Below are 12,951 nucleotides of genomic sequence, written 5' to 3'. Positions count from 1 at the left end.
GCAGCCCCTTAAATCCACAACTTCTTGAAGTCACGTCCGCCGAAGATCAGGTTGACCATTGCGCGGGTCACCATGATGGCCGTGAACATCGAGGTAAAGATCCCGAGGGACATGGTCACTGCGAAACCTTTGACCGGGCCGGTGCCCATGGCAAAGAGAATCCCGCCGACCAGCAACGTGGTCAGGTTGGCGTCGAGAATCGCGGTGAATGCCCGGCCGAAGCCTTCGTTGATTGCACGCTGCACGGTCATGCCGGCGGCGATCTCTTCACGGATCCGCGAGAAGATCAGCACGTTGGCGTCGACCGCCATACCCATGGTCAGCACGATACCGGCGATACCCGGCAGGGTCAGCGTTGCACCCAGCAGCGACATCAAGGCCAGCAGCAGCACCATGTTCACCGCCAGTGCGACGGTGGCGATGATGCCGAAGAAGCGGTAGATGGCGATGATGAACAGCGACACGAACAGCATGCCCCACAGCGACGCATCGATACCTTTGGTGATGTTGTCAGCACCCAGGCTCGGGCCGATGGTGCGCTCTTCAGCGAAGTACATCGGTGCAGCCAGACCACCGGCACGCAGCAGCAGCGCCAGTTCGGACGATTCGCCCTGACCGTTCAGACCAGTGATGCGGAACTGAGCACCCAGCGGTGACTGAATGGTCGCCAGGCTGATGATCTTCTTCTCTTCTTTGAACGTTTGAACGGCAACGTCTTTCTCGACGCCATCAACCACTTGCTTGGTGTAAGTGGTGACCGGACGCTGCTCGATGAAGATCACCGCCATGCTGCGACCAACGTTCGAACGGGTGGCGCGGCTCATCAGCTCACCGCCGTGACCATCCAGACGGATGTTCACTTCAGGAGTGCCGTGCTCGCCGAAACCGGCCTTGGCATCGGTAACCTGGTCACCGGTGATGATCAGACCACGTTCGATCTGTGCTGGCGGACGCTTGCCTTCGCGGAACTCGAAGGTTTCCGAAGTGGCTTTCGAAGCACCCGGCTCTGCAGCCAGACGGAACTCAAGGTTGGCCGTCTTGCCGAGAATACGCTTGGCTTCGGCAGTGTCCTGCACGCCCGGCAGCTCAACCACGATGCGGTTGGCGCCCTGGCGCTGAACGATTGGTTCGGCAACACCCAGCTCGTTGACGCGGTTACGTACCGTGGTCAAGTTCTGCTTGATGGAGTATTCACGGATTTCCGCCAGCTTGGCCGGGGTCATCGCCAGACGCAGCACCGGTTGACCATTGAGGTCGGCCGGAACAATGTCGAAATCGTTGAAGTTCTTGCGGATCAGTGCACGGGCCTGTTCGCGGGAGTCTTCATCGCTGAAGCCCAACTGAATGGCACCGCCCAGTTGCGGCAGGCTGCGATAGCGCAGCTTCTCTTTGCGCAGCAGGCTCTTGACGTCGCCTTCGTAAACTTTCAGGCGTGCATCGAGGGCTTTATCCATGTCCACTTCCAGCAGGAAGTGCACACCACCGGACAAGTCCAGACCCAGTTTCATCGGGTGCGCGCCCAGGTTGCGCAGCCATTGCGGGGTGGTCTGTGCCAGGTTCAGCGCGACGACGTAGTCATCACCCAATGCCTTGCGCACAACGTCTTTGGCCGGCAGCTGATCTTCAGCCTTGGTCAGACGGATCAGACCGCCCTTGCCGTTTGCCGCCAGCGTGGCTGCCTTGACGTTGATCCCGGATTCCTTGAGCGCAGTGCTCACACGGTCCAGATCAGCCTGATTGACTTGCAGCGCAGTGCTTGCACCGCTGACCTGAATGGCCGGGTCATCAGGATAAAGATTGGGAGCGGAATAAATCAGACCGACCGCCAGCACCGCCAGGATCAGAATGTATTTCCACAGAGGATATTTGTTCAGCATCACGCCGCCCGTTATGAACGCGGGGCGCCTTGCGCGCCCCGTCGATTGAGTAGAAGTTGTTGCTTCAGATCGCTTTCAGCGTGCCTTTTGGCAGCGTGGCGGCGATGGCGCCTTTCTGGAACTTCATTTCCACGGTGTCGGAAACTTCCAGAACCACGAAGTCATCGGCCACTTTGGTGATCTTGCCAGCGATACCGCCGGTGGTAACCACTTCGTCGCCCTTCTGCAGGCTGCTCAGCAGGTTCTTCTGCTCTTTGGCGCGCTTGGCCTGTGGACGCCAGATCATCAGGTAGAAGATGACCAGGAAGCCGACCAGGAAAATCCACTCGAAACCGCCGCCCATTGGGCCGGCAGCAGCCGGTGCAGCCGCGTCAGCCATGGCGTTAGAGATAAAAAAGCTCATTTAGCACTCCAGTTGCAAATGTTGAATCTTGGGGTCAGAAAACTCAGTCCAAAGGCGGAACGGGGAGCCCGCGTTTGGCGTAGAAGGCATCGACAAAGGCGGCCAATGTACCCTGTTGAATAGCCTCGCGCAAACCAGCCATCAGCACCTGATAATGACGCAAGTTATGGATGGTATTGAGCATGCTTCCCAGCATTTCGCCGCACTTGTCCAGGTGATGCAGATAAGCGCGGGAGAAGTTCTGGCAGGTATAGCAATCGCAGGTCGGATCCAGCGGCGATTCATCATGGCGATGGAACGCGTTACGGATCTTCAGCACGCCTGTATCAATGAACAGATGCCCATTGCGGGCATTACGGGTTGGCATCACGCAATCGAACATGTCCACACCGCGGCGCACACCCTCAACCAGATCTTCCGGTTTGCCAACGCCCATAAGGTAACGAGGTTTGTCAGCCGGCATCATGCCCGGCAGATAATCCAGGACTTTGATCATCTCGTGCTTCGGCTCACCGACCGACAGACCGCCGATGGCCAGACCATCGAAGCCGATCTTGTCGAGACCTTCCAGCGAGCGCATGCGCAGATCCTGGTGCATGCCGCCCTGCACGATACCGAACAGCGCCGCGGTGTTTTCACCGTGGGCATTTTTCGAACGCTGGGCCCAACGCAGCGACAATTCCATCGATACGCGAGCGACGTCTTCGTCAGCCGGATATGGCGTGCATTCATCGAAGATCATCACGATGTCGGAGCCGAGATCACGCTGCACCTGCATCGATTCTTCCGGGCCCATGAACACTTTGGCGCCGTCGACCGGGGAGGCGAAGGTCACGCCCTCCTCCTTGATCTTGCGCATCGCGCCGAGGCTGAACACCTGGAAGCCACCGGAGTCGGTGAGGATCGGGCCTTTCCACTGCATGAAATCGTGCAGGTCGCCGTGTTCCTTGATCACTTGGGTGCCAGGGCGCAGCCACAGGTGGAAGGTGTTGCCCAGAATGATTTCTGCGCCAGTGGCAACGATGTCACGCGGCAACATGCCCTTGACCGTGCCGTAAGTGCCCACCGGCATGAACGCCGGGGTCTCGACGGTGCCACGCGGGAAAGTCAGGCGACCACGCCGGGCCTTGCCATCGGTGGCCAGAAGTTCAAAGGACATGCGACATTCGCGACTCATTCTGTTTCCTCTGGGCCGGTTTCTTTAGGGGCAGTAGGTGCGGGATTACGGGTGATGAACATCGCATCACCGTAGCTGAAAAAGCGGTAACCGTTGTCCACGGCGGCCTTGTAGGCGGCCATGGTTTCCGGATAACCGGCAAATGCCGAAACCAGCATCAACAGCGTCGATTCCGGCAAATGGAAATTGGTCACCAGGGCATCGACCACATGGAACGGCCGGCCCGGGAAGATAAAGATATCGGTGTCGCCACTGAACGGCTTGAGCACGCCATCGCGCGCGGCACTTTCCAGCGAACGCACGCTGGTGGTGCCGACGGCAATCACGCGACCACCGCGCGCGCGGCACGCTGCGACCGCGTCGACCACGTCCTGACCGACTTCCAGCCACTCGGTGTGCATGTGGTGATCTTCAAGCTTCTCGACGCGCACCGGCTGGAACGTCCCCGCGCCCACGTGCAGCGTGACGAACGTGGTTTCGACGCCCTTGGCCGCAATCGCTTCCATCAGCGACTGATCGAAATGCAGCCCAGCGGTCGGCGCCGCCACCGCACCGAGTTTCTCGGCGTACACGGTCTGATAACGCTCGCGATCCGAGCCTTCGTCCGGGCGGTCTATATAAGGAGGCAACGGCATGTGCCCGACGCGATCGAGCAGCGGCAACACTTCTTCCGCGAAGCCCAGTTCGAACAACGCATCGTGACGCGCAAGCATTTCTGCCTCGCCACCACCGTCGATAAGGATCTTCGAACCCGGCTTCGGCGACTTGCTGGAACGCACATGGGCCAGCACGCGGTGCGTATCGAGCACCCGCTCAACGAGGATTTCCAGCTTGCCGCCGGACGCTTTCTGCCCGAACAGCCGCGCCGGAATCACCCGGGTATTGTTGAACACCATCAAATCGCCCGGGCGCAAATGCTCAAGCAAATCAGTGAATTGACGGTGTGCGAGGGCGCCGCTCGGCCCGTCAAGGGTCAGCAGGCGACTACCGCGACGCTCGGCCAAAGGGTGGCGGGCGATCAGCGAATCAGGGAGCTCGAAAGTAAAGTCAGCAACGCGCATGATGGGGTTCGTCTAGCAGGGCCGGAAAGTCTAGCGGAAATATCGAAAATTCTCTATGTACCTGATTGACCGACGGTAATCTCATCTCTATACTTCGCCGCCATTGAGCCCTGATGGCGGAATTGGTAGACGCGGCGGATTCAAAATCCGTTTTCGAAAGGAGTGGGAGTTCGAGTCTCCCTCGGGGCACCAGCACAATGAAGAAAGGCCTTGATTATCAAGGCCTTTTTTTTTGCGTGGCGTAAAAGTGGCGTAAGCGTTCGGTCGTGAGCTGCCAGTTCGTGAACGTGCCTACCGATCAATCGACCCAGCATCTGCCTGGCTTCGATAAACAGTCGATTTAAAGATGGAGCTGAAATGAGACGTCAAGCCCTTATAAAAGCGGTCAACACCGTAGTCGATGACATCGAAGAGACTTCATTGCACAACATGTTCAATGAACTGTTGAGCATCAGTCGCAAGAAAGATGTTGAAACTCGAGAGTCCGCATTCCACTTCCGCACGTTTCTTGATTACGCCCTCCGCGTTTCCCACTACACGAGCGCCGAAAAACAGGTTCTTGAGGTGATGGGGCTTGATGACCTCCAAGATCCAGACTGGTGGCAAAGTGCGTCGGCTCTTGAAAGTCCCGACCTGTGGACCTATTCGCGAAACCTCCACTTCGCATTGGAGTACCTGCCTCGTCTAGTAGGCATGCTGGAGCGGGATTATGTCGACCAGACTGAGGCTGAAAGCAAGGCGCTGTTAGCTAGCGGCATGGATACGTTGAGCATTTTGTTGGTAGAAGATCACGATCAACGATCTACTCCTGATCGACTTATCCTTACGCTCCAGGGTGTGACCGAGATTTACCAAGCTATTGCCACGATGGAGGGCGAAAGCCACAACGATTTGGCGGTAGTAGCTATAGACTCCGGCAGCGATAAGTCCTTTGACTTCCTGGGACTCGCTAAGGTGATGGAAATCTTTAAGGAGACCTTGCTAGCGATCTGGGATCGGCGCGTTTTCCATCGTCATGTGCACGTCTCGTTGTGCATACAAACTATCGCTGAGTCGCTACCGGTCATCCAGCAGATCCACGATATGAAAGAGGCCGGCGCGATATCACCTGAGCAAGCAGAATTGCTGAAAAGGCAAATGGTTAACGGCACGTCGAAGCTACTTGAGGTAGGGGCGATAAGCTCTGAAATGGAAGCCCAACCGGGCGCCTCTCCACGCGCTCTTATGCGTCCAGAACCGAAGCTTCTAGCCGCGCCTATCGATCCAGGCCGGAAAGAGCCTGAGGCCGATATCGACTCAGATGCACCTGACGATAGCGATCTGAGCAAAGAAGAAGTCGATGAACTTGAACGTCTTGTAGCAAAAGCGAAGAAAAGCCACAAATGACGCACTCTCCACGCCTCGGAAATTGTCGCGTGTTGTATCTGCTTAAAGAGATCGTAATCAGCTGCAAAAGCTGATTACGATTGCACTGCCCCCCTTCCCCGCTTCAATGGTTGTTAAAACCGCCACCGATGCACGCTTAGAATTGCGCTGACGGGAAGGCCTCATAGGGACACACATTGACCTCCTTCAGATTGAGGATGGGAGACGATGCAGAGTGCCCGGTTCCCAAAGTGCGCAATGTGTTGACCACACACCCTTCGCGACGGAAAATTTTTTCCCTGCCCTGTGCTCAAAAGCACGTAAGAAGTGTAAGTGAGAGATGTAGATTCTCTGTATCCCTTATAGTTAGAGGGATAGAGGTCTCTCTATTACTGTAAGTGAACTGTCGGAAGGCTGTTTTTACCTAACAGTCGGCACCTGTAAGCTTGAATTCTCCCAAGCCCTTGATTTACAAGGCTTTCAGCGCAGTAAAAATTCCACATACAGTTTCCTACACTCACACTGTAAGCAGCGATCCCCAATGAATCCGGGGTGTTGAGCCGTTTTCTGACACGCCCAACACCACTTACACGTATGGAAGGGACTACCCAAGAAAGAGTTTTTGGTGATCGACCAGGCCTGACAGTGGCCCGCTCCTGAACTCCCGCGCTGCGTGTGAGACTTTGAAACGCATCAAATAGCCCGCAACCCTTGATCTGTGCGGGCTACAGCGAAATTCTGCAGCCTGAGAAGTCAGCCAGGTTTCAGACGTAGACGAATACGCCCGCCGTTAAAACCTGCTGAAACCCGAGTTTTCAAAGTCTTCGACCAATCAAACCGGGCACCTCAGCGACCCGCCCCCCGCTGCCGCGCCCTGCCCCCCTGTGCAAGCGCGCTGCATTTCTCTTCAAAACTTTGCACATTGTGAAACGCCCGCCTTGCTACGACGCCCCACGGACCGCCTGGGCTGCAGGATCATTTGCACTACATCGCGATTTGCACAAAAAAAGGACGCAAGGCCCGTCGGCGGGAGGGGGATAAGTGCTTTTTCAGCAGATTTTTTCTTAGCTGTAGGGTTTTCCAAGGGACGATCAGTTCCAGGCATAAAAACAGGCGCAAACAACTTCAGGGGTCGCCAATTGCCGTCAGTCGCTCCGCTGATGTTGAGGAGTCCGTATACCGATATACTGTTTGCATATACAGTGCTTGAGCAAGGTAGTCATGGCCGATGAATATAGAATCTGCGAAAACCCTAACCACTGAAGCTCCCGCGATGGCGCAGTGGCTGATCATGTTGCGTGATGAGGTATCGTTGCTTGCAATGCCTGGTGCCCATCACAAAGCGCTGCTCAGGCAAGCGCATGCGTTGCACCAAGGCCTGGTGATTGATGCTGACGAACTTGGCGACTTGCTTGAGTTAGCGGATGCGGCGCTAGCCTACGCGGTTGAGTCGTTACTTGACCTCGACGCTGACGAGTAGGAAAAGCCATGCACGTATTGGTCACGCCTATGCGTCTACGTGGTGTTGCGCTGGATCCGAAGGAGCGGCGTCGCTACCCGGCGATTCGGGGCAATGTAATGGTCAACTCGACTGACTGTCATGAGTTAGGTCGGGCAGCAAACGTTGCCCGTGTTGAGGTGGGAATGCCACTCGACCCGGATCCGTTACCACGTTTGCTTGATGCAACCTTGGCAGGGATGGCGGTTACGGGGTTCGTTTTGAGCGGCATTGAGTACATCGATGGTTGCGCCTACGCACAATCTTGGTGGTGCCGGTTAGAGTAATCGGGGTCAGTGAGATTGAATCTCATCTATAGCATCATCCACTGATTTGGAAATTTCAGAATAATGATTCAAGGCCCGATTCCTTAAGTGTTGTTCATCCGTGGCTACGCCTAAATCCCTGCGTATTGCGATGAGAACCTCTACTTGCAATTTTGATATTTGACGCATATCTGACATAAGTAGCCGATTATACTCCGCATATAGATCGTTGAAGCGAGTATGTGCCTCCGCCCTCTGCTCCTCTTGAATTCTCGCCTGCGACATGAAAAAGTTAAATGATCGCTCCAAAGCAGCGAAGATGTTTTGCTCTGTTCGAGCAGCTTCATTAAAGTTCGTAATACCAGCAGTCACCCTAGTGACGCTACTCATAAACTCATCAAAGTATTTCGCATGCAATTTCATTTCAGATGAAGCGGCGTGCAGAGGCGTCGCCCGCTGCATCAGTACAAATATCAGCTTGGAATATTCTATACCTAAAGCATCTACGGCTTTCTGCGTTTCATCAGATGAAACCAATGAGAGCTTAGCCGCAGCGACGTAAAAATCTTGCAAGTCTGAAGAGATATTTTTATTAGCGATGTCAATCCTTGGAAGATCTCCCAAGTAACGACCAACCTTGACCATCTCAGCTATCGCATCCATGTAGACTTCGCGACGCATAGCGTTCATTCGATCGGTATTCTTTTCTCTTTCATCGTGGCGCAGCTGTATCTTTAATCTTTTGTTGTTGCCAGAGTTCAAGACCAGCGCAGCTGTGAGGGTTAGAATCGCACCAAAGGCGGTCCCGATTATCCCCCACAATGGCGCGGGTATTGCGTCAATGAAAGTTTTTATTTCAGCCATCTCTTAACCCCTATGGCAATTACTTAAAATAGCTCAAGCTGTTGCTCTGCCGCACACTTTGATTCAGCAGGAGATAATAGGTCACCATCCTTTATGAGGCGACCATCATATCCAACACTTAATCCTATAAGATGATAGAACAGATCAAGGCAGTTATTTATGTCGTCAACAAATCGGCTCAACGTTACCGCATCGGATTCCATGTTACCAGCGTGCGCAAGAGAATGTCTTAGGTTATTCCAGCTCTTTACATGGGACTCTATTATTTCCCCTTCGTCCGCCAGCGCTCTAAGAATATTGGGAGCCGTAATTTTCTTCATTCCGCCCAAGGTATTTTTCAGCCTTGACTTTGTACTCCCTGGAAGCCTCAACGAGTCAATGCGTTTTTTACTAAGGTTAATTTCCCCCAGCAAAGTATCCGAAGGTGTTCTGCCGTCTCGGAAATAGTTATTTATCAGCCCTTCAATATTTACAGTGAGAATGAGAGCCGCGACATCTGTAACCTTGTTAGATATGTAATAAAGCCGCCTCCAGTAATAAACCGTGTGGTCATGCTCTTTTTTTCGGTTCTTCATATAGCAATTTAAAAAGGTTATAAGCTTTGCAGTCTTATACGGAAAGACATCAACAAGAGGCCTAACCATTCCCTGCCCACTAACATCTGACTTACCATTTACAAAAGAAGAAAGCACCCCTTCTCTATACACCTGATAGTAAGATGGCCATGCTTCTCTACCTATGGCTATGCTTAAAGCTTCAGATATTCTTATTATATAATCATGATCTATTTGTACTGAGGTGCTGACGACATCCAAGGTCAGATGTTTAGCCTTCTGAGACAGCGTTATTTCTGCGTTTTCAATTCTAAACTCTAAACCCGTCACAGAGGAAGAACCGTCTGCTTGGTCTTCAAACTTATTAAAAGGAAGACGATAGCGCCCTGCAATGACAATGTTCGCTATACTAACTCCCTTAAGATCGGTACGTAGCCACTCGCGCTCCGACCGTAATTCGGTAATATAGAACTCGATGATTGCCCCGTGAGGCGTGAGTTGCAAACCGTTATTGATATAGTTTCGCGGAGCCAGCCATAGATTTCCGTTCGAGTCTTTCGCCCTTAAAGAGAAATATTCTGACTCGGGAACTACACCAGTGCCTTGGTGAAAGGCGATGCGCATCATCTGACTCATTGAACTCTTTTTTGTTGAGTCATACATCTTCAACAAAAGCTTGCCATCAGACTCTACCGTGATGCTACCTGGACCATTGAATGATATGGGTAAATCATCGTGATTCTCAGTTAACTCCACTTCAAAGCATTCTATTATTAGAGTTCTGCCAACTAGACGCTCAATGTCAGCATTATTGAACTTCATGTAATCATCCTTAACTTTTATTGATCATGGCACCCAGTACCATCTTCAGAGAGTTATATGCTTAAGCTCCGTAGAAAGCAAAGTGGCTTCAACGGCCATTTTCTGGAATTCTGCGATGTCAGCAGGACTTGGAGTCGGTCCGGGAAGGTGGGTGTGTCCCGCAAACTGAGTATTCATTTGCTGCATCAGATCCAACACATCGCAAACCACCTGGAAAAGATTCACACTTTCCGAACCGATCCAGTTCTTCGGCGCTTGCAGACGTTGTGCCTTGCCGGCCACGCTTCGACGCAAGCCCTCGATCCGCTCCTGCATATCACCGCCCACCGTGGCGTTGTGCTTCTGACCCACAACCACGTTCAGATCCCGGCCGGTCGCTTGGTGCAGATCGTCCACCGCCGCCAGACTAGCCGAACCACCCGACATCAGCTTGAGCGCGCCCAGCGCCTCGATCTTTTTCACACCACCCACCGTCTCGGTCGAATGGTCGTCCACCGCCCGTATGTGGCTCTGGAACTGCTCGCGGTTGTCCAGGGCTTCAACCTCGCGCTCGATCGCCTGGTCTCGGATCTTGCCATCGGTCTGGCGTAACCAGTTGCCGTCGGCGTCGACGCGTTGCTGGGAGGCATCGCTGTGCTGCCACACCTGATCGCCCTTCGGCACCTTGGGCATGCTCAACCCGTGCGGCAAGATCGATTGGATGTAGGGCTTGTTCGGCAGGCCGTAGGCGAAGCACACCACGACCCGCGTGCCCTCTTCCGGAAAGGCATAAATGCCCATTTCCTCGCCACCGGTGGGCAGCGGTAAAGGAACGCCAGTGAGCGGCGGCATGGCCGGATCTGGCTCGTCATCGGGACCGAGTACGACAATGTCGACGGCGTAGCGCGGACGGAAGTCGTCACACAGTCCGGCATCCGCCGGCGCATCAGCCACGGCGGTAACCCGGGCAAAACGCGGCAGGTGGTAACCCCCGGTGAGTTCGGGGAATTGGCGCTCTACAGCGCGGCGGATTGCGTCTTCCATCGGATAGCCATCTGGTCGTTGGCAAGCGACACCGTGGTGATGCGCTCGCCGTTATTGATTGTTGCACCTGGGCGCAACCCGGGAAGGGCCGCGACCATCGCGCTCTGGTTGCCCTGGTAGCCGTCGAACAGCTCCGTGGGAATTTGCAGCGGCGCACGTGCGCCGAAAAAACTATCGGCCCAGCTGCCGGCGAACACTTCACCGTTGCCCAACTGGTGCCAGGTGAAGTCGGGAATGCTGAACACTCGCGCCAGACTGCCCATCGCCTGGTATCCGGCGGCGAGGCTGTAGAAATACGGCGCCTTCACGCTGGCATAAGGCCGATCGGGAACGCGAAAGCGCAGCCCGGTCTGTTCGCTGACCTCGGTCAGCACGGCCCGCAGATCCACATGACGCAGGTTCAACGGCAGCGGATTGGCCAGCACGGCGGCCAGCTCCCGGCAGAACAACACCTGCTCGACCGCGTTGGCGGCGGTGCAGCGCTCGATGTAACCGATGAAGTGCCGTTGCAGCGTGCCCTCGTTGTAGCCGATATCCAGCGTCACCAGACCTTTCAGCGGCACAGGGGATTGAACTGTGAAGTTCGCCCGGCCGGGACTGGTAGCGTCCAGTCGGACGTCCTCCTTGATGAGAGCGATCGGGGTGCCGTTGATGGAAAGTATCTTGTGCAGTTTCACGTCTGCTCACTCCCGCCCAGCCACTTATGCACTGTCCATGGAGCAGTTGCTAGCCGCATGACTCACCGCATCGCCGATACCTACGGTGTGGCTTTCCACCCTTAACCGGATCACCAAATCGCGGAACACCAAACGTGTTCCGCGTAACTGGTGTTCCGGTTATTCGCATTTAGTGTTCCGCCTCTGAAAGCCGCGTACTCCGTGGCCTCCGACGTTTCTGGAACACATGGAACACGTGGAACACTGCCTTTTCGCTACCTACGGGTTAGCTTTCCCCTCGCCCCTTTTCACGGCGTGAACCTTCAGCGCGAATGGACGCGACGGATAGCTCCGGATCTGCCGATTGCTGTGTGCGACTAGTCCCAGGCGAGGAGCCGTAGCGGCAGATTTTACGGGTCCTCCTGAAGGGGGGCCCCCTACACGGGTTATCAGACTCGCAGATTTCCTCTAGCTGAAAACTCTTAATAGATGTCCGTCTTTTTAAAAACTCGTGTGTTTCCTCTACGAAATGGCCCCTTAGCAGTATGTCAAGGGATCCTTCAGCAAGCTTGAACGACACTCGTATTTAACAAAGCGGCTCTCAATAGAGGTCCGTTTTCACAGAAAAATGGCAATCGTGATTGGGTCATAAAGCGGAGACTAGGGGGAGTTAATCTACAGCCGAAAAACCCAACCTTTTTGCGCACTGGTTAGCGTCCGACAAAGATCTTCCTGTAGACGTTGATAGTGGCAAGGTAGTAGCGTGACAGCATCAGGTTGGGCGCCACCAGCCACCTTCACTTCACGACGTCATACTTTTTGACTAAGGCCGCCTGAACATGACACTAATAGAGGTATTGGACTCAGCTGTAAAGATTGGGTTAGGCGCTCTGATCGCTGGAATCTCTGCTTTTTTTCTCGGGCGTCAGCAGCACACTCGAGAGTTGGAAAAGGAACGCATAAAACGTGAATTTGAAGTTCTTAAACAAACTGCTGAGCAGATCGAAATTTTCACCCATGTCGCTCTGAAGTATTGGGCTTTGATAATTGAATGGGGAAGATATAAACGTACAGAGCGTACTATGCCAGATACTCGTATATCCGTGCTAGAAGAATGCATAACCGAGCTTTTTTCATCTTTCAAAGAAATGAGTAACGCAGAAGCAAAACTCCTTCTATTAGGTTACAAAACAGCCCAAAATAAAGCGCGCATATACGGTGAAATGGTGACAACTCTTCGCCGCGATGTTAATCGAGACTCAGCACCATTAACTGGAGAACAAGAGCAAGCTTGGCGCACTAAACTGTTAACCGCTCGAGAGGAGTTATTTGACGAACTAAATACTTGCTATCGAAAACTTTCCTCATGAATAAAAACAGCCCTA

The 12,951-nt window shown here is 53.9% G+C and carries 12 protein-coding genes and 1 tRNA gene; 5 read left to right on the top strand and 8 right to left on the bottom strand.

Translation table 11 applies throughout. From position 1 onward, the window contains the following. Nucleotides 1-8 precede the first annotated feature (8 nt). The 4 genes from secD to queA all read right to left on the bottom strand — a co-directional run bounded on the left by secD (nt 9) and on the right by queA (nt 4,518). Nucleotides 9-1,877 carry a protein translocase subunit SecD gene (gene secD / locus H8F23_RS26590; RefSeq protein ID WP_194936359.1) on the bottom strand — a complete coding sequence of 623 codons (1,869 nt, stop codon included), beginning with the start codon at nt 1,875-1,877 and terminating at the stop codon, nt 9-11. Nucleotides 1,878-1,941: 64 nt separating this feature from the next. Further along, nucleotides 1,942-2,280, bottom strand: a complete 339-nt coding sequence (yajC, locus tag H8F23_RS26585; RefSeq protein WP_007916913.1) for a preprotein translocase subunit YajC — start codon at nt 2,278-2,280, stop codon at nt 1,942-1,944. Nucleotides 2,281-2,323: 43 nt separating this feature from the next. After that, the gene (tgt, locus tag H8F23_RS26580; protein ID WP_163004798.1) at nt 2,324-3,439 is read right to left on the bottom strand and encodes a tRNA guanosine(34) transglycosylase Tgt; all 1,116 of its coding nucleotides are present in this window, start codon (nt 3,437-3,439) and stop codon (nt 2,324-2,326) included. 14 nt (nt 3,440-3,453) lie between these two features. Further along, nucleotides 3,454-4,518 carry a tRNA preQ1(34) S-adenosylmethionine ribosyltransferase-isomerase QueA gene (gene queA / locus H8F23_RS26575; RefSeq protein WP_007916915.1) on the bottom strand — a complete coding sequence of 355 codons (1,065 nt, stop codon included), beginning with the start codon at nt 4,516-4,518 and terminating at the stop codon, nt 3,454-3,456. A gap of 107 nt (nt 4,519-4,625) precedes the next feature. Here queA and H8F23_RS26570 point away from each other — a divergent pair. The 4 genes from H8F23_RS26570 to H8F23_RS29010 all read left to right on the top strand — a co-directional run bounded on the left by H8F23_RS26570 (nt 4,626) and on the right by H8F23_RS29010 (nt 7,668). Continuing rightward, nucleotides 4,626-4,710: transfer RNA gene (locus H8F23_RS26570), tRNA-Leu, on the top strand. 165 nt (nt 4,711-4,875) lie between these two features. Then, a complete protein-coding gene (locus tag H8F23_RS26565; protein ID WP_194936358.1) occupies nt 4,876-5,904 on the top strand; it encodes a hypothetical protein in 1,029 nt (342 codons plus the stop codon). Between the two features lie 1,207 nt (nt 5,905-7,111). Next, complete coding sequence (locus tag H8F23_RS26560) at nt 7,112-7,363, top strand: hypothetical protein (RefSeq protein ID WP_228759392.1); 252 nt, start codon at nt 7,112-7,114, stop codon at nt 7,361-7,363. An 8-nt stretch (nt 7,364-7,371) separates the two neighbouring features. Continuing rightward, nucleotides 7,372-7,668, top strand: a complete 297-nt coding sequence (locus tag H8F23_RS29010) for a hypothetical protein (RefSeq protein WP_228759391.1) — start codon at nt 7,372-7,374, stop codon at nt 7,666-7,668. Between the two features lie 6 nt (nt 7,669-7,674). On the opposite strand, the gene H8F23_RS26555 is transcribed toward H8F23_RS29010, so the two are convergent. The 4 genes from H8F23_RS26555 to H8F23_RS26540 are packed head-to-tail and all read right to left on the bottom strand — an operon-like array spanning nt 7,675 to nt 11,587. Next, nucleotides 7,675-8,511, bottom strand: a complete 837-nt coding sequence (locus H8F23_RS26555) for a hypothetical protein (protein WP_194936357.1) — start codon at nt 8,509-8,511, stop codon at nt 7,675-7,677. Nucleotides 8,512-8,534: 23 nt separating this feature from the next. Beyond that, nucleotides 8,535-9,887 carry a hypothetical protein gene (locus H8F23_RS26550; protein WP_194936356.1) on the bottom strand — a complete coding sequence of 451 codons (1,353 nt, stop codon included), beginning with the start codon at nt 9,885-9,887 and terminating at the stop codon, nt 8,535-8,537. 45 nt (nt 9,888-9,932) lie between these two features. Beyond that, entirely contained in the window at nt 9,933-10,910 is a 978-nt protein-coding gene (locus H8F23_RS26545; protein ID WP_194936355.1) for a hypothetical protein, read from the bottom strand. Then, nucleotides 10,883-11,587, bottom strand: a complete 705-nt coding sequence (locus H8F23_RS26540) for a hypothetical protein (protein ID WP_194936354.1) — start codon at nt 11,585-11,587, stop codon at nt 10,883-10,885. Before H8F23_RS26540 ends, H8F23_RS26545 begins: the two co-directional genes overlap by 28 nt. An 818-nt stretch (nt 11,588-12,405) precedes the next feature. Here H8F23_RS26540 and H8F23_RS26535 point away from each other — a divergent pair. Beyond that, the gene (locus H8F23_RS26535) at nt 12,406-12,936 is read left to right on the top strand and encodes a hypothetical protein (RefSeq protein ID WP_194936353.1); all 531 of its coding nucleotides are present in this window, start codon (nt 12,406-12,408) and stop codon (nt 12,934-12,936) included. Nucleotides 12,937-12,951: the final 15 nt, after the last annotated feature.

Source organism: Pseudomonas neuropathica, from assembly GCF_015461835.1.
Lineage (GTDB): Bacteria > Pseudomonadota > Gammaproteobacteria > Pseudomonadales > Pseudomonadaceae > Aquipseudomonas > Aquipseudomonas neuropathica.
Note: the sequence above shows the minus strand (reverse complement) of the source record. Positions and strands in the feature narration are given on the sequence as shown.

What these genes read in the sequence shown, in the direction of transcription:
- queA (WP_007916915.1), bottom strand. Translation starts at nt 4,518, where the DNA reads ATGCGCGTTGCTGACTTTACTTTCGAGCTCCCTGATTCGCTGATCGCC.
- H8F23_RS26535 (WP_194936353.1), top strand. Translation starts at nt 12,406, where the DNA reads ATGACACTAATAGAGGTATTGGACTCAGCTGTAAAGATTGGGTTAGGC.
- H8F23_RS26565 (WP_194936358.1), top strand. Translation starts at nt 4,876, where the DNA reads ATGAGACGTCAAGCCCTTATAAAAGCGGTCAACACCGTAGTCGATGAC.
- H8F23_RS26560 (WP_228759392.1), top strand. Translation starts at nt 7,112, where the DNA reads ATGAATATAGAATCTGCGAAAACCCTAACCACTGAAGCTCCCGCGATG.
- H8F23_RS26545 (WP_194936355.1), bottom strand. Translation starts at nt 10,910, where the DNA reads ATGGAAGACGCAATCCGCCGCGCTGTAGAGCGCCAATTCCCCGAACTC.
- H8F23_RS29010 (WP_228759391.1), top strand. Translation starts at nt 7,372, where the DNA reads ATGCACGTATTGGTCACGCCTATGCGTCTACGTGGTGTTGCGCTGGAT.
- yajC (WP_007916913.1), bottom strand. Translation starts at nt 2,280, where the DNA reads ATGAGCTTTTTTATCTCTAACGCCATGGCTGACGCGGCTGCACCGGCT.
- secD (WP_194936359.1), bottom strand. Translation starts at nt 1,877, where the DNA reads ATGCTGAACAAATATCCTCTGTGGAAATACATTCTGATCCTGGCGGTG.
- tgt (WP_163004798.1), bottom strand. Translation starts at nt 3,439, where the DNA reads ATGTCCTTTGAACTTCTGGCCACCGATGGCAAGGCCCGGCGTGGTCGC.
- H8F23_RS26555 (WP_194936357.1), bottom strand. Translation starts at nt 8,511, where the DNA reads ATGGCTGAAATAAAAACTTTCATTGACGCAATACCCGCGCCATTGTGG.
- H8F23_RS26550 (WP_194936356.1), bottom strand. Translation starts at nt 9,887, where the DNA reads ATGAAGTTCAATAATGCTGACATTGAGCGTCTAGTTGGCAGAACTCTA.